Source organism: Pandoraea bronchicola (assembly GCF_902459805.1).
Taxonomy (GTDB): Bacteria; Pseudomonadota; Gammaproteobacteria; order Burkholderiales; family Burkholderiaceae; genus Pandoraea; species Pandoraea bronchicola.
Map to the genome: position 1 here is coordinate 1 of NZ_CABPST010000017.1, position 16428 is coordinate 16428.

A 16428-nucleotide genomic window follows, 5' to 3' on the forward strand; every position below is an offset into this window, starting at 1 on the left:
GTCGGTGGAAGATGCGCTGCCCGCAGCCGATTCGCATGAGGAGACCGGCGGCGGTGCGGTGTCTTTATGCGAATCGGAAGGCAATCAAGGAACAGCAATGGACAAAGTCGATTGCGTCGTGATCGGCGCGGGCGTAGTGGGATTGGCCGTCGCGCGGGCGATGGCCGTGGCCGGCCGCGAGGTGATCATCCTGGAATCCGAGCGCGCGATCGGCACTGGCACGAGTTCGCGCAACAGCGAAGTTATTCATGGCGGTATCTACTATCCGCCCGGCTCGCTCAAGGCAAAGCTGTGCGTGGAGGGCAAGCACCGGCTGTATGACTTCTGTGCCTCGCATGGGGTGGAGCATCGCCGCTGCGGCAAGCTGATCGTCGCGACCACCGATCACCAGGTGAGCGAACTCGAAGCCATTGCCGCCAATGCGCGCGCCAGCGGCGTCGACGACTTGCAGTGGCTCACCGCCGACGAGGTCACTCAGCGCGAGCCAAGTTTGCACACATTTGGTGCGTTGCTTTCCCCGTCAACGGGCATCGTGGACAGTCACGGTCTGATGCTGGCCTTGCAAGGCGACGCGGAGAACGCCGGTGCCATGCTCGCGTTCGACGCGCGCGTCGTCGGCGCCCGTGTCGGCCACGCGCACGGCATCGAACTGGATGTCGAGACGGACGGCGTCACGTCGACGTTGCTCGCCGGCACGGTCATCAACAGCGCGGGACTTTACGCCGTCGACATCGCCCGCACGTTCGAGGGGTTGGCGCCCGAGCACATTCCGCAGCGCTACTACGCGAAGGGGAGTTACTTCACGTGTGCGCAGCGCGCACCGTTCTCGCACTTGATCTATCCAGTGCCGGAGCCTGGCGGGCTGGGCGTACACCTGACGCTCGATCTGGCGGGACAGGCGCGTTTCGGGCCGAACGTGCAATGGATCGACGAGATCGACTACACGGTCAATCCGGCCGATGGTGATGGCTTTTATGCGGCGGTGCGGCGCTATTGGCCGACGCTGGCGGACGGCGCGTTGCAACCCGGCTACGCCGGCATTCGACCGAAGATCAGCGGACCGGGGGAAGCGGCGGCGGACTTCCGTATTGACGGGCCGGCGGTGCATGGTGTCGCGGGACTCGTGAACCTGTTCGGCATCGAGTCGCCCGGCCTCACTGCGTCACTGGCCATTGCCGAAGCGGTGCGCGCGGCGCTTTGACGCGAGACGTGACCGTTGGTCACATCTCGCGCATTGGCTGCTATCTGGCTAACCCCGTGATTCCTGCCCGGCGGTGCCGCGAGCGTTGCGCGGGCATTCCTGTCGGATGAGAATGGTTGCGATGGCGTTGCGGCTTTTCGGCCGATCAACGCATGGCAACCGGCGGCTTCCACGAAGCCGGGTTCGTCCAGAACACCCCGCGCAGGCGATCGGTGTCACCGCACGGCGTGCTGCGCGCCGGCTTGCTGATTTGGCCTGCACAGGCGCTGATATCGCGGCCCGATTGTTGCAGGCGTTTCAAGATCGTATCGAGCATGCCCGATTCACGCCATTCATTGAGTTTGCGGCGGCAAGTCGGCACGGAAGGGTACTGCATGGGTAACTTGGACCAGCTCTCGCCAGTGAACAGCACCCACAAGACAGCATTGGTCAGCGTGCGCTGCTCGACTTGAGGGCGGCCGCGTCGTTCCGTACGGACCGGTCGGTCGCAAATCAGATCACGCAGGGCGTGCCATTCAACGTCGCTCAGTTCAGTAAACATAACACCTCGACCCAAAACAAACGGAGGCGCCGCAGGGGGCGAGTCCGGGCTTCACGATCTGGCAGGCACCGATGCAATCTGGTGAGTGCTTATCAATGAAACCTCGGCCAAGGCGGCGTCGTTCCCCGATGCTGGAAATACAAGCAACAAGCATGCCAGGGCATCGGGTTCTCTCGTGAAGAACGCCGAGGGCGGGTCGAACCACACTGCGAAGGGAGCGTTTAACCAGCAAAAAAACGCCCACTTGGCAGGTGGGCGCAGCTCCTGAGTGGCTATTGGGATAGGCAATCGCAAAAGCGTCAGGAGAAAAGGAATACGTGCCTTTTGGCCAGTCCGGATCGTTTGTTATTCTCGGCCCAGGCCACGGTGTCTCGCTCCACATGCGCCAGCTTGTCAAGCTTGCAGGCGCAATGATGACAAAAAGCAGGAGTCGACGCGCTTCGGAATTACCCCCATTGCGGTGCATGGCCCATGCCGAAGGCGACCCGCCCAAGTTGAGTGCCCGTTTGCGCCCCGATAGGGCACCATGTCGCGAGAATGGGCGCAACCCGATATTGGCAGGGAGCAACCCAATCTCGTCAGGCGAGAAAGTGGTCCGGTCGCGGCCTGATATTCCGTCATGGCCGGGTAGCGGGCCCGTAGCCTATAATGTGCGCCTTCCATGAATATCGTCTATCGGTTGCGCGGAACTGCCGCAGCACCGGTCGGCGCCAGTGTGCGCAAACGGCATGAGCAACGACAGCGATAACAAATACTCTGTTCCGGGTCTTGAGCGCGGCCTGCGCATTCTCATGACCTTCTCTGCGCGCGAACCCGTGCTGGCCGGCGCCGATCTTGCGCGACGTCTTGGCATTCCGCGCTCGACCGTGTTCCGTTTGTTGCAGACGCTCGAAGCCGAGGGCTTCATCGAGAAGGCGGGGGACGACCGTCACTACCGGCTTGGGGTGGCGGTGCTGCGCCTCGGGTTCGAGTATTTGAACTCACTGGAACTGACCGATCTGGGCACGCCGGTCATCGAGAAGTTGCGTGATGCGACAGGTTTCTCGAGCCACATTCTGATTCTCGATCAGCGCGATGCGGTATTCGTCGCCAAGGCGGCAAGCCGTGAACTGGTGTTCGGCACGGTGCGTGTCGGCACGCGTCTGCCTGCCCATGCAACGGCCGTCGGGCACATTTTGCTGGGCGACTATTCGCTGCCGTCGCTCAAGCAGCTCTATCCGGAACGTAAGCTCGAAGCCTATACGGCGCACACACCGACAACGGTGGAAGCGCTGTACCGTGTGGTGCAGGAGGACATCGCTCGCGGTTACAGCATGAGCCAGGCATTCTTCGAGCAGAATATCTCGACGATTGCTGCGCCCGTGCGCAATCATCGCGGGCAGATCGCTGCCGTGATCAGCGTAACGATTCCTCAGGCACGCGTCGAAGCGGATTTGCTCGAGAACGGGATCGTCGAGAAGGTCGTGTCCGCCGCCGACGAGCTTTCGCACAAGCTCAACTATCGTGCCGAACATTCCGGTGTTGCGCCGCTGGCGGTGAAGTAAGCCGGCTTGCCAGGCCACCGCTGCCTGCGTGATTGATGTGGCCAAAAAATAGCGGCCAGTCAGCCGGCGCGACTGCGTGCAGAACAACATATCCTTCTGCGCTTCGGGCCGCCTTTCAGTCAACCGAGCAATGCCGGTCTGCGTATTGGTGGGCCGGTCGCCGGTCGCCGGTAGCCGGTAGCCGGTAGCCGCCGCACTTCCGATCGTGCGGGCAGATGTCTCAATCTGCCCCCCTCTCCACTGACGCACCACCTGGCTCATTGAGCACCGGGCCCGCCTCACGAGCGCCGTCGCTCAGGTCGCGGACCTGCATATTTCCAGTACGCATGGGCCCGCGCAGCAAGGCGTTCGTCGACCTGCAGCATCGAACCTTCCTCAATTTTTTCCGCAGACGCGCGAAGGCTTTGTCATTAGCATTTGCGCAACATCAATAAGCACCGACTTATTTTCTGCTTGTCTCGCGATATTCACTTCGCCATAATTGTCTCACCTATTAACCATTGTTTCATAGGTAAGACAATATCGATGCGACGGCCGGAACGTCACTGGTGACGTCAACCGTAACGGCATGGGGTGTCAGACAGCCTCAGAGCATCAGGAAGCACAACAGGAGTGGATGGTGAAGAGACGCAGTATCGGCGCAGCATGCCTTTTGGCGTGCATTGGCGCGGCGCATGCCGCAGGCAATTCGTTGCAGATTTACGGGACGATCGACGACGGCCTCACGTATGTGAGCAATCAGGGCGGTGGCCGTCTGTTCAAGATGGATGCCGGTATCGGGCAACCCGATCGCTTCGGCCTGAAAGGCCGTGAAGACCTCGGTGGCGGACTGGCGGCGGTGTTTCAGTTGGAGCAGGGCTTCAACACGAGCAGCGGGGCACTCATCAACAGTGGTGTGGAGTGGAACCGCCAGGCGTGGGTCGGTCTTGCGAGCGATCGCTTCGGCACGGTGTCGATCGGCCATCAGACGGACTTCATGCAGGACGTTTCGATTCGCTATTCGAACGGTTTCTGGCAGCACAATCTGTATGCCTATCACCCGGGCAACCTCGACAATCTGGCCAACTCGTCGCAGGTCGACAACGCGGTCAAATGGAACAGCACGAGCTTTCACGGCCTGACCGGTGGTCTGATGTACGGCTTCGCGGGGGGCAGCGCGCTCGGTCGCACGGCTGGGGGCTACGCGAAGTACGACAACGGCCCGCTCTCGGTCGCCGCGACCTATGTGAGCATCAACAAGCGGACCTTCGATTTTTCGTCGCGACTCGGCATTGCATCCATTTTCGGGCAGTCTGGTCTTTCCGCCACGAACGTGTTCAAGTCGGATGCTGTGAACAATACGGGCATTGGCGCGTCGTATCGCATCTCGTCGCGTTGGAACGTGCATGCGCTCTACACGCGCAGCGAGGTGCGTGCGCCGGGCGGCTCGGGCAACATGTTCAACTACGATGTCGGCACCGAGTACCGGGTAACGCAAGCCAATGCGCTGACGCTGGGCTATTCGTATTCGTCGTTCAACCACACGCACTACAACCAGATCGAAGCGGGCGACCTCTATTCATTCTCGAAGCGTACGCAACTGCAAGCGCAAGTGACGTATATCGGCGCGAATGGCAATAACAATGCCGCGTCGTACCCGATCGGGGCGTCGAGCAATCACGATCAGATGCTGCTGCGAGTGGGCATGTATCACAGCTTCTAAGCCGCGACGCCACTGGGCCCGGCGTTTCGGGTTTGCGTGGCGGCGGGAATTTCGGTGGCGATGTCGACGACATCGCCGCTTATTGTGAGACTCATCATGTCAGTTTCTCTGCGCCAGTCGTCCTCACAGCGCCCTTCGCGTGTGCGCTACTGGATGCTCTTTCTGGTATTTGTCGGCACGGTCATCAACTATGTCGACCGTGCCAATCTTTCTGTGGCCGCACCGATGCTCAAGCAGGAGTTCGGCCTCGGTCCCGTGGAACTGGGCTTTATCTTCTCGGCCTACGCGTGGACGTATGTCATCGCGAACATTCCCGGCGGCTGGGTTATCGATCGTTTCGGAACACGCGCCATCTACGGCATTGCGATTCTCAGCTGGTCGGTGCTTACGTTCATGCAAGGCTTCGCAACGCGATTCGTCACGTTGTTCGGCATGCGGCTGGGCGTGGGTGTGGCCGAAGCGCCGACGTTTCCGGTCAACAATCGCGTGGTATCGATCTGGTTCGCACAGCGCGAGCGGGGCGTGGCCACGAGCATCTATCTTGTGGGGCAATACATCGGCATGGCGGCCCTCACGCCGCTGCTGTTCTGGATTGCGCACACGTGGGGCTGGCGCGAGATTTTTTACGCGACCGGTCTGCTGGGCATTGTCTGGGCGGGGGTGTGGTACGCCGGTTACCGTGATCCGGACAAATGCGCGTGGGTGAATGCTGCCGAGCTGGCACATATCCGCAGTGGCGGGGCGCTCGTCGAGACCAAGCCGGCCGAGCGCGCGGCCCCGCAGAAATTCCCGTGGCGCAAGTTGCTGGCGCTGTTCCGCAATCGTCAGATCATCGCGATCTGCGTGGGCAAATTCGCGTCGCTGTCGTCGCTGTACTTCTTCCTGACGTGGTTTCCGACCTACCTGATTACCGAGCGTCACATGACGGTGCTCAAGGCGGGGGGCATGACGTCGGTGCCGTTCGTGGCGGCGTCCATCGGGGTGGTCTGCGGTGGCTTGCTCTCGGACTGGTTGTTGCGTCGCGGGGTGGCTGTCGGAACGGCGCGCAAGACACCTATCGTGACCGGCTTGCTGCTGGTGCCGACGATGTCGCTCACCGTGCTGACCGATGCCAACTGGCTGGTGATCGCCATTATGTCGTTTGCGTTCTTCGCGCAAGGTGTGGCGTCGGCCTCGTGGTCGCTCGTGGCGGACATCGCCCCGAAGGGCATGGTTGGCATCACGGGCGGTGCGGTGAACTTCGCAGGCAATCTGTCGGGCATCGTCACGCCGATCGCCATCGGGTTCATCGTCAAGGCAACCGGCTCGTTCGGTTGGGCGCTGGGGCTCATCAGTCTCTTCGCCATTGCCGGGGTGCTGTGCTACTTACTGCTGCTTGGCGAAGTGAAGCGCATCGAGCTGGACGAAGACGGTGACGACGGCGAGGGCGAGCCGGCAGGGAATGCAGGTCGAGTCCGTGCCAAGGCGCACACCGCCTGACCTTCACGATACGCGTCAGGCCTCCACGGCCTGACGCCGATAGTCGCCGGGACGGACGCCCGTCCACTTCCGGAACGCGCGAAAGAACGCGCTCGGATCGGCGAAGCCCAGCGAAAGGGCAATCTCCAGCATCGGCTTGGACGTGTGGCATAGCGCGTGAATGGCGAGATCGCGCCGCAATTGGTCTTTGATCGACTGATACGACTGACCCTCGTCTTCCAGCCGGCGGCGCAGTGTCGACGGGGTCGTGTGGAATTCTCCTGCGAGCGCTTCGAAAGCTGGCCAGCCATCGGTTGGCATCGTCTTCAGACGCCGGCGCACCCTTGCGACCATTCCCTTCGTGTTCTTGTACTTGAGAATGATGTTGGCCGGGGCCGCACGCAGGAATTCCTTGACGGATACTTCGTCCTGCACCACGGGCAGGTCCAGACACGCGGCATCGAATTCAATGGCGGTATGCGGTGCGTGAAAGACCAGACGCGGGGAATACATTGTCCGGTATTCATCGCTGTAAGCTGTCTCGGGAAACGCGAAGTAGGCCGTGCTCAACGTAACGCGACGTGCGATCAGCCAGCATGTCAGCGCATAGAAAAGGATCAGCAGCGTTTCGTGCCCGAAGATGCGCGGCGCTTGCGCGTCCTCACGCTCATGCACTTCGATCCGGGCGAGTGCGCCGTCCCGAACCAGATGCACTTCGAGATCGTCCAGCAGCAGGCCCATGAAGCGCGTCGCGCGTTGCAGTGCCTGCTCCAGCGTGCGGCAGGCGATGACGCTGTGGCACAGCATCGCGAAGCTGCCAACCTTCATGCGGCGGGAATCCTGCCCGAAGAATTCGTCGTCGAGTGCAAGACTGATCAACCGCCACAAGTGAGCATAGCGATCGGCCGAGACGCGAGCTTGCGTATGCGCAAGCAACGACGGCGCAATGTCGGCGGCACGCAGCAATGCCGATGGATCGCCGCCGAGTCGTTCGACGTGCGCCAATGCGTTGATAACGAAATAGATCGAGATGCTGCCTTTTTCCATGCGTCGCGAAACAGTACGTCGTAGCAGGGGGACGCAAGGATTCTAGCAGTGCGGCCCCTGTCGACGCTTCCGGCGCCGTCCGAAAGTGGGTTCGGCGCTTTCCGATTTCGCGTGTGTCGCCGTATCTCGATACGAGCGGCGACTTATTTCGGCGCCATGCGCAACGCACCGTCAAGTCGAATCACTTCGCCGTTGAGCATGGTGTTCTCAACGATGTGGCGCACGAGCGCCGCATACTCCGACGGACGTCCGAGGCGCGGCGGGAACGGCACCGAGGCGCCCAGTGCCGCTTGCACCTCCGGTGTCATGCCGGCCATCATGGGTGTCTCGAAGATGCCCGGTGCGATCGTCACAACGCGCACCCCGACGCGTGCCAGTTCGCGCGCCGCGGGCAGGGTGAGGGCGGCGACGCCCCCCTTCGATGCCGCATACGCGGCCTGGCCGATTTGTCCGTCGAACGCCGCAACGGACGCCGTGTTCACGATCACACCGCGCTCGCCCTCGCTGTCTGCCGTTCCCTCGGCCATTGCCGACGCCGCGATACGCAGCACGTTGAAGGTGCCGATCAGATTCACATTGACGATGCGGGCAAAGCTGTCGAGCCGGTGCGGACCCTGCTTGCCCAGAATGCGCTCTCCGACGACCAGCCCGGCGCAGTTGACGACGCCGTTCAGCGCGCCGAACGCGCTCTTGGCGGTGTCAACGAGACGCTGCACGTCGTCCTCTCGTGTGATGTCGGTGGCGACAAAGCGAGCGGCGTCGCCCAGCGCGTCGGCTTGCGCGGCGCCCGCTTCCGCATTGATGTCGCCGAGCACGACTTTCGCTCCGGCGTCGACGAACATGCGTGCCGTGGCGGCACCCAGACCGGACGAGGCGCCGGTGACGAGAAAAACGCGATCCTTGATTTGCATGAGCTGCGATTCCTGAAAAATGGGTGGGGCGGCGTTCAGGCCGCGTTGGCCGCCGCCTGCGCGGCCTTGGCGATTTCCTGATTACGCAGGATGAAGCGCTGGAGCTTGCCGCTCGGTGTCTTGGGCAGTTCGTTGACGAATTCGATTTCGCGCGGGTAGGCGTGCGTTGAGAGGCGGTGCCGGACGTGCGCCTGCAACTCGCTCGCGAGGGCGTCCGTCGGTGCGAACTGCGGATGCAGCACGACGAACGCCTTGACCAGTTCGGTGCGCTCCGGGTCCGGCTTGCCGACTACCGCCGTTTCGATCACTGCCGGATGCTCGATCAGTGCGCTCTCGACATCGAACGGCCCGATGCGGTACCCGGCCGACGTGATGACATCGTCATTGCGTCCGACAAAGCTGATGCTGCCATCGTCATTGCGCTCGACGGTGTCGCCCGAGAGGTAATAGTCGCCGACGAACGCCGGTGTCTCGCGCTCCCAGTACCCGCCAAACCACATCAGCGGTGATTGCTTGCGATCGAGCGCGAGAACCCCCGGCTGTCCGGCCGGGCACTCCCGCCCGTCGTCGTCGAGCACGACCACGCGATGCCCTGGCGAGGCAAAACCGGCAGTCCCCGCCTGGACGGGATGGGCGAGTGCATGGTGGTTGCAGACGACCATACCGAGTTCCGTCTGCCCATAATGGTCGTGAATGGTCACGCCGAGATGTTCGGCGAACCAGCGGATGACTTCGGGATTGAGCGGTTCGCCAGCACTGGACACTGCGCGGAGCTTGTCCTTGAGCGGTGCCGCCGCTTTGTCGCCGCCGGCAATCAGCAGGCGGAATGCCGTTGGCGAGCCAGCCAGATTCGTGATGCCGAGTTTATGGATGATCCGGTAGGTGCTTTCGACATTGAACGGGCCGTCGTAAAACGTTGTGGGAATGCCCATCGCGAGCGGCCCCGTCACAGCGTAGTACAGGCCATAAGCCCAACCCGGATCGGCAATGTTCCAGAACGTATCGGTGGGCCGAAGGTCCACGGCGTCGCGCATGTAGCCTACGAAGGCCAGAATCGCGCGCAACGGCACCATGACCGGCTTGGCAGACCCGGTCGTGCCGGAGGTGAACATCATCAGGAACGGATCGTCGCCGCGACGCATCACCGGCGCGAAGTCCGGAGCGTGTTGCTCAACCTCGTGCCAGAAACTGAAGTCACCTCGGTGCACGCCCTGTCCGCGCGGGCCGCTGACCGTGGCGACGGGCGGGCAGTTGGCCACTTCGTCGAGCTTGGCTCGATTTGCACCGTCGGTGACCACGAGCTTGCTCTGCGCGCTGTGCAACCGGTGTTCGATGGCCTTCGGTCCGAACGCCGTGAACAGCGGTTGATACACCGCGCCCGCGCGCCATGTGCCAAGGATCGTGACGAGCAGTTCGGGCGTTCGCGGCAACAGCCCGCTCACGCGGTCGCCGGGCTGCACGCCCTGTTCGCGCAGAAAGTTGGCGAAGCGCGCGGACAGCGTTTGCAATTGCCGGAATGTCCATGTCTGGCTCGTGCCGTCCTTGCCTTCCCAGAACAAGGCGATGCGGCCGGGAAGTGCGTGACGGTCGCAGCACTCGATGCACGCGTTCATCGCGTCGAGATTGCCGGCAAGGGTGGCGCGCACGGCGTCGTCGAGGTCGAACGCCTGGTAGGCGTCGGCGTAATCGGCAATCATGGATCGTCTCCTGTAGTCGGATGCTGGCCGGCGGCGCGCCTGGGATGAAAGGGCCCGGACGCGCGTTGCCGGCCCCCCCATGGCGCCGTCTGCATCAGGCGCGGCGCTCACGGAGGCAATGGCAAATTCATCGTAATGCGTGGCGTCGGCGACAGGCAATGTCCAAACGGGTCAGAGTTCGTGAGGGATTTATCCACTCCAGCGGTGGGGGAATCTAGACTGGCTGGGGCTTTACCCGGCGGGGCGCCTCGCGGCCGCTTGCCCCGCTAAGGGTTTGTCCGGGGCGGGTGTCGGACGTCTCCGATGGCAATTCCGCTCATTCAATTTGCCGTTTTTGGCTATGGTGCCAATGCGGCGCGATCCCTAAACTGGATCCATCGACATGGCACAAGCGCCGGCGATCCATTCGGACAACGTCAGGGTGCAGGAGACAGAACATGGATTTCTATACTGAAGACCAACGCATGATTCGCGACATGGCGCGCGCGTTTGCCACCGAGCAGCTCGCGCCAAATGCCGCGCAATGGGATCGCGATTGCGCATTGCCGGACGCGATGGTGGCGCAAATGGGCGACCTCGGTCTGCTGGGGATGATGGTGCCCGAGCAATACGGCGGCTCGTACACCGATTACACGGCGTACGCGCTCGCGATGGAGGAGGTCGCGGCGGGTTGCGCATCCACGGCCACGATGATGTCGGTGCATAACTCGGTGGGATGCGCACCGGTCCTGAAATTCGGCACGGACGCTCAGCGCGAGCGCTGGCTGCCGGATCTGGCCGCCGGGAGGAAAATCGGGGCGTTCTGCCTGACGGAACCGCAGGCCGGATCTGAAGCCAACAATCTGCGAACGCGTGCGGAGCGTCGAGGCGACAAGTGGGTGCTCAACGGCAGCAAGCAGTTTGTGACGAACGGCAAACGTGCGGCAATGGCCATCGTGTTTGCGGTGACTGACCCCGCTGCCGGAAAGCGTGGCATTTCGGCTTTCATCGTGCCGACGAACACGCCGGGCTTCGAAGTCGGCCATCCGGAGCACAAGCTCGGCATTCGAGCCTCGGATACATGCCCCATCACGCTCGTTGACTGTGAAGTTGGCGACGAGGCATTGCTCGGGGAACTGGGGCAGGGGCTGAAGATCGCGCTGTCCAATCTCGAGGGTGGACGCATCGGTATCGCTGCACTGGCCCTTGGCGTGGCGCGTGCGGCTTTCGAAGCGGCGCTGCGCTACGCGGGTGAGCGTCAACAGTTCGGCAAGCCGATCCGTGAGCATCAGAGTATCGCGAACATGCTTGCCGACATGACGACGCGCATCAACGCGGCGCGATTCCTGATTCTCCACGCGGCGGCGCTTCGCACGCAGGGATTGCCGTGTCTGTCGGAGGCATCGCAAGCCAAGCTCTTTGCGTCCGAGCTTGCCGAATGGGTGTGCTCACACGCCATCCAGATTCACGGCGGTTACGGATATCTCGAGGACTATCCGGTGGAGCGTCATTACCGCGATGCGCGCATCACGCAGATCTACGAGGGCACCAGCGAGATTCAGCGGCAGGTCATCGCGCGCGCGTTGGACTGACCGCGTCTCGGCAATCGCCGGGAATCGTATTGCCGCAAGATTTTGCCTGTGCCCGCGACGTGTGACCGGGCATGGCAAGGAGGAGGGAGAGTGAATCTGCGTGACAACGCCGTTCAGGCGGAAGACGAAGTGTTGTTCGATGTTATCAATGGGTTCGGCGTGATCACACTGAATCGGCCGCGCGCACTGAACGCCCTCACGCACGGCATGGTGCGCTCGATGTGGGGGCAACTCAACGCATGGGCCGGCGACCCGGCAGTGCGGGCCGTGTTGATCGAAGGGGCAGGCGAGAAGGCGTTTTGCGCGGGCGGAGATGTGAGAGCGCTCTACGAGAGCCGCGTGAATCACGCGAATGAGCATCAGGCGTTCTTCATCGACGAATATCGGCTCGACTATTTGATTCACCGGTATCCGAAGCCGTATATCGCGCTGCTCGACGGCATCGTGATGGGCGGTGGCATGGGCGTCGCACAAGGGGCGGCGCTGCGCATTGTGACCGACCGTACACGATTGGCGATGCCGGAGACAGGTATCGGCCTGTTCCCGGACGTTGGGGCCAGTTGGTTCCTGGGGCATCTGGCGCCGACGCTAGCGCGCTATCTGGGACTGTCTGGCGTGACCATCACGGCGGCTGACGCACTGTATTGCGGGCTCGCCGACGTGTGGCTCGAGGGCGATGCACCTCAGCGACTCAAAGCGATGCTCCGAGCATTCGATTGGACCACGGGGGCGGCGGAAAGCCCCGCGACGGGCCGAGAGGGGCAACGTCCGTCGGACTCGACCGATCTGTTCGAGCGGCTGCGCGCCGCCATCCTGCCGCTGGGGCGCACATGGACGGACGCCGCGCCGCTTGCTCAGGTGAGGGCGACGCTAGACAGGCATTTCAGCGCCATCGACGTGAGCGGCATCGCAGCGTCGCTTGCCGAAGATGCGCAGACGCCGTGGGCGGCCGAGACGTTGGCATTGTTGCAGCAGCGCTCCCCCCTGAGTCTGTGTGTGACCGACCGGCAATTGCAGAAGGGGCGCCGCCTCGATCTGGCCGACGCTTTCCGGATGGAACTGGTGTTGGGGCACCACGCGTTCGCGTCGGGGGACTTTGTCGAAGGCGTCCGGGCGCTGCTGATCGACAAGGACAAGCAGCCGCGATGGCGCTACGCCACGCTGGCGGACGTGCCTGCGGCACAGGTCGAGGCCTTCTTCGTCTCGCCATGGGGGCAAGACGGTCATCCCCTCAAAGCGTTAGGGGGGCATTGAACTCGGGCAAACGCGTGCGACAATGCCGGCTTTGCGGGGGACCGCACAATCCGTTGGAGTCCAGATGCTCGTCGAAATCGCCCGTCTGCTGCTAGACCTTGTTTTCTCGCTATTCGGCGCTTTGTTGCTGTTGCGTGTGTGGATGCAGGCCACGCGGTTGCCGCCGCGTAATCCGCTTTCGCAAGGGGTGTTCCAGTTCACCAACTGGATTGTGTTACCGCTGCGGCGTGTCGTGCCGGGGGTTGGCGGGATCGACTGGGCGTGCGTGATCGGCGCGTGGCTGAGCGCCATCGTCTATCTGGTGCTGATCACCGCTGTGGTGGGGGTGTCGCCGGTCTCGGTCTTCCCGCGCGGCTTGCTGGTGGGGCTGGTGCTGGTGGCCAAGTGGGGCGCCAACCTCGTAATGTGGCTGACGCTGCTGATGGCGGTGCTGTCGTGGGTCAATCCGCGTGCCGTTGCCATGCCGATCCTCCAGCACTTGCTCGACCCGCTGCTGCGCCCGATCCGGCGTGTCATTCCGACGATGGGCGGTTTCGACCTGTCGCCGCTAGCGCTGTTCCTGCTGATGCAGATCCTGTTGATCGTGCTCGCCCGCTTAAGCCTGTTCTTCGCGACGCTCTGATGCGTCAGCAGGCGGCGTCGCTGCCTGCTGCAACTCACGGACGGTTTCCCCGACGGAAGCACCCGTCGGCGCGAGCCGTCCGCCAACACCATTCCCTGCCTCCTGATCCGCACGTCGCGCGGTCGTCATTGCCAGACGCGGCGCTTCTGCGCGCTCGCCGACCGAGCGTTCCAGCCCAAGACGACGCAGCACTCGACGACCATCTTCGGTCACGATCACTTTGGCTTGTCCCTGGTCGACATCCACATGCACCAGACGCGCCTGCTCCAGCGCAGCAAGATCCGGTGGCTCGAGCGCGTCGGCATCGATAGGTCCAAGGGATGCTGCCGCCAGCAACAGCGTGGCGATTTCATGCGGGCTCAGCATGCTCATGCTCCTTGAGGCGAATTCATATCGTCAGCGTACCGGGCGGATGTAAGCCCACCACTACGCCATGTTTACTGCACGTTACGACTCGCCTCCGACCCAGCCTCCCCAGGCGGTCCTGCGACAGTTCTGTATTCCGTTGCCTGATTTTTTCGCGGTGGCAGAAGACCATCGCGAAGTGACACCGTAGTTCTGAACTCGGATCGCAAAGCGTCCGGCAAGTTCGTGCATTCGGGTTTCCCCTAGTATGCCCGTATTTTGCGTATTGATGTGGCGCGTCCCCCTTGTTTTGACAGGGTTTGCGCGGTGTTTGAGGGGAGTGCGCGCGTCCCCTGACAATATTTGAACTATTTTTTTTCTTTTGACTGGGTGCCAATGAAAATATACTTTCCTTCACTCCGATGGACAGCCTTGACTCATGATTGACGCCGAATCGTTGCCCGCCGATCTGCCGCTCACCGAGCGCATCGTGCGTGCCATGCCCGACCTGACGCCAGCGCAGCAGCGCATGGCGGCGTTCGTGCTCGACAATACGTTTCGCGCGGCGACCATGCGTATCGACGAATTCGCGCATGCCGTTGGCGTGTCGATCGCCACGGTCAATCGTTTCGCACGCGCGCTTGGCTTCGACGGCTATCCGCAATGCCGCGCAGCGATGGTGCGCGGGTATGAGGCGACGCTCGCGCCGATCGAAAGTCTGCGCACGAGCAAGGCGCAGGCGAGCGCCAGCGCCGATGTGATGGCCGCCTCGCTGGCGCAGGCCATCGAGAATCTCGACTGGACGCGCCGGGCGCTCGATGCCGGGACTTGCGAGCGCGCCGTCGAATCGATCCTGCATGCGCGTCGCATCTATGTTCTGGGGCTGGGGGCGAGCGGGTATCTCGCCGGGCTGCTGCACCACGGTCTCGATCCGTATTGCGAGAACGTGCAGGCAGTGGTCGGTGCCGGGGGATCGACCCATGCGGCACGCCAGCTCTTCAAACTGCGCGAGGGCGATCTGGTGATCGCGCTTGGCTTCCCGAGATACGTGTCGGACACCATTACGCTGTGCCGGCGCCTGCGCGGGCGCGGCGTCCCCGTGCTGATACTGACGGACAGCCCGACGTCGCCGTTGGCGCCGCTTGGCGACATTGTGATTTTCGTGCGCAGCAAGCCGCGGCTGTCGAGCAACTCGGAAGCGAGTGTGCTGGCAATCATCGATGCCTTGTGCGATGCCGTCGCCCAGCGCGCCAAACACGCGGTGGACCGCGCCACCGAACTGACCGATTTCATGCTGCCGTGGCTCGATTCGGCCTCGCTGGCCTCGGCGGCAAGCGCTAGCGCACCGGCTAATGCACCGGCTAATGCACCAGCGGCACCCGTCGTCGGGCGTGTCGTCACACCGCAACGAACTGCGGCCGCCAACGCTACGGCGAATTCTCTTGCGAACGCTGCCGCTTCGGCGAGCGTACCGACCCCGGGCCATCAGGTCACGCCCCGCACTGCGCCGGGCAGTCAGGACAGAAAGGACAAAGCATCATGAGTCACGCCGAACGCGCGGTGATCGCCATTCATGGCGGTGCCGGAACCATCAGTCGCGAGACCTCGCCCGAAGAACTCAAGGCTTACCACGAGGCGCTGGCTGACGTGCTGCGCGTGGGGCAGGCCGTGCTCGCCGCGGGCGGTTCGGCGCTCGACGCCGTGACGCAAGCCGTGCGTCATCTCGAAGACTGCCCCCGCTTCAACGCAGGACGTGGCGCCGTGTTCACGCACGAAGGCACGCACGAGCTCGATGCCGCCATCATGGACGGCGCCACGCTCGGCGCCGGAGCGATCGCCTGTGTTCATCGTCTGCGCAATCCGATCCTCGGTGCTCGCTCGGTCCTCGAAAACAGTCCGCACGTGCTGCTCGTGGGCGAGGGCGCGGAAGCCTTTGCGGCGGCCAACGGGGCTGAGCTTGTCGAACCCGAGTATTTCTTTACCGAAGCGCGCTACGCGCAATGGCAACGTGCGCTGGCCGATGCGGCCGTGGCGCTCGACCACGACATGCCCCTGAAGACGGAGCCCATCGATCCGGACACCAAGTTCGGTACGGTTGGCGCGGTGGCTTGCGATCGTTACGGGCACGTGGCGGCGGCGACGTCCACGGGCGGCATGACGAACAAGGCGGTTGGCCGCGTGGGCGACTCGCCGATCATCGGCGCCGGTTGCTATGCAAACGATGCCACGGCGGCGGTCTCGGCTACGGGCACGGGCGAGGCGTTCATTCGCGCGGTCGCGTGCTACGAAGTGAGTGCGCTGATGGCTTACGCCGGTTTGTCGCTCGCGCACGCCGCCGAGCGTGTGATCCGCGAGCGCCTGCCGCGCGTGCAGGGCCGTGGCGGCCTGATTGCGGTGGACGCGCAAGGCAATGTTGCCCTGCCGTTCAATACCGAAGGGATGTATCGCGGTGTGGCGCGAGTGGGCGAGACGCCCGTGACGGCCATTCACGAGTAAGACCCGAAAGACAGGGTCGGGCCTTTGACGGCAAGACCT

14 protein-coding genes are annotated in these 16428 nt (G+C 63.0%); 9 read left to right on the forward strand and 5 right to left on the reverse strand.

Annotation, left to right across the window (positions count from 1 at the left end):
- Positions 1-97 precede the first annotated feature (97 nt).
- Positions 98-1201 carry an NAD(P)/FAD-dependent oxidoreductase gene (locus PBR20603_RS22590; RefSeq protein ID WP_150561701.1) on the forward strand — a complete coding sequence of 368 codons (1104 nt, stop codon included), beginning with the start codon at positions 98-100 and terminating at the stop codon, positions 1199-1201.
- Between the two features lie 145 nt (positions 1202-1346).
- Here PBR20603_RS22590 and PBR20603_RS22595 read toward each other — a convergent pair whose 3' ends face one another.
- Entirely contained in the window at positions 1347-1742 is a 396-nt protein-coding gene (locus tag PBR20603_RS22595; protein ID WP_039366796.1) for a transposase, read from the reverse strand.
- A 728-nt stretch (positions 1743-2470) separates the two neighbouring features.
- On the opposite strand from PBR20603_RS22595, the gene PBR20603_RS22600 reads away from it, so the two are divergent.
- From PBR20603_RS22600 to PBR20603_RS22610, 3 genes are all read left to right on the forward strand, one after another.
- Positions 2471-3286, forward strand: coding sequence for an IclR family transcriptional regulator (locus PBR20603_RS22600; protein WP_150561702.1), 816 nt, complete (start codon positions 2471-2473; stop codon positions 3284-3286).
- A 616-nt stretch (positions 3287-3902) separates the two neighbouring features.
- Positions 3903-4988: a porin gene (locus PBR20603_RS22605; protein ID WP_174978032.1), complete on the forward strand. Its 1086-nt coding sequence runs from the start codon at positions 3903-3905 to the stop codon at positions 4986-4988.
- A gap of 96 nt (positions 4989-5084) precedes the next feature.
- Positions 5085-6467, forward strand: a complete 1383-nt coding sequence (locus PBR20603_RS22610; RefSeq protein ID WP_246174947.1) for an MFS transporter — start codon at positions 5085-5087, stop codon at positions 6465-6467.
- 15 nt (positions 6468-6482) lie between these two features.
- Here the strand turns inward: PBR20603_RS22610 and PBR20603_RS22615 are convergent, their stop codons facing one another.
- The 3 genes from PBR20603_RS22615 to PBR20603_RS22625 all read right to left on the reverse strand — a co-directional run bounded on the left by PBR20603_RS22615 (position 6483) and on the right by PBR20603_RS22625 (position 10098).
- A complete protein-coding gene (locus PBR20603_RS22615) occupies positions 6483-7493 on the reverse strand; it encodes an AraC family transcriptional regulator (RefSeq protein WP_150561704.1) in 1011 nt (336 codons plus the stop codon).
- Between the two features lie 143 nt (positions 7494-7636).
- On the reverse strand, positions 7637-8404 hold the full coding sequence (locus PBR20603_RS22620; RefSeq protein WP_150561705.1) for a 3-hydroxyacyl-CoA dehydrogenase: 768 nt from the start codon (positions 8402-8404) through the stop codon (positions 7637-7639).
- Positions 8405-8439: 35 nt separating this feature from the next.
- Positions 8440-10098, reverse strand: coding sequence for an acyl-CoA synthetase (locus tag PBR20603_RS22625; protein ID WP_217425997.1), 1659 nt, complete (start codon positions 10096-10098; stop codon positions 8440-8442).
- 440 nt (positions 10099-10538) lie between these two features.
- Between PBR20603_RS22625 and PBR20603_RS22630 the strand changes: the two genes are divergently transcribed.
- The 3 genes from PBR20603_RS22630 (at position 10539) to PBR20603_RS22640 (ending at position 13548) form a co-directional block, all read left to right on the forward strand.
- Positions 10539-11672, forward strand: a complete 1134-nt coding sequence (locus PBR20603_RS22630) for an acyl-CoA dehydrogenase family protein (RefSeq protein ID WP_150561707.1) — start codon at positions 10539-10541, stop codon at positions 11670-11672.
- A gap of 90 nt (positions 11673-11762) precedes the next feature.
- Positions 11763-12926, forward strand: a complete 1164-nt coding sequence (locus PBR20603_RS22635) for an enoyl-CoA hydratase/isomerase family protein (RefSeq protein ID WP_150561708.1) — start codon at positions 11763-11765, stop codon at positions 12924-12926.
- A gap of 64 nt (positions 12927-12990) precedes the next feature.
- Complete coding sequence (locus tag PBR20603_RS22640; RefSeq protein WP_150561709.1) at positions 12991-13548, forward strand: YggT family protein; 558 nt, start codon at positions 12991-12993, stop codon at positions 13546-13548.
- On the opposite strand, the gene PBR20603_RS22645 is transcribed toward PBR20603_RS22640, so the two are convergent.
- A complete protein-coding gene (locus PBR20603_RS22645) occupies positions 13522-13914 on the reverse strand; it encodes a hypothetical protein (RefSeq protein WP_150561710.1) in 393 nt (130 codons plus the stop codon). The genes PBR20603_RS22640 and PBR20603_RS22645 overlap by 27 nt on opposite strands.
- Before the next feature lie 418 nt (positions 13915-14332).
- Here PBR20603_RS22645 and PBR20603_RS22650 point away from each other — a divergent pair, with 418 nt between their 5' ends.
- On the forward strand, positions 14333-15436 hold the full coding sequence (locus PBR20603_RS22650; protein WP_150561711.1) for a MurR/RpiR family transcriptional regulator: 1104 nt from the start codon (positions 14333-14335) through the stop codon (positions 15434-15436).
- Positions 15433-16389 (forward strand): isoaspartyl peptidase/L-asparaginase family protein, encoded by a 957-nt coding sequence (locus tag PBR20603_RS22655; protein WP_150561712.1) that lies wholly within the window; start codon positions 15433-15435, stop codon positions 16387-16389. The genes PBR20603_RS22650 and PBR20603_RS22655 overlap by 4 nt, the downstream gene beginning before the upstream one ends.
- Positions 16390-16428 lie beyond the last annotated feature (39 nt).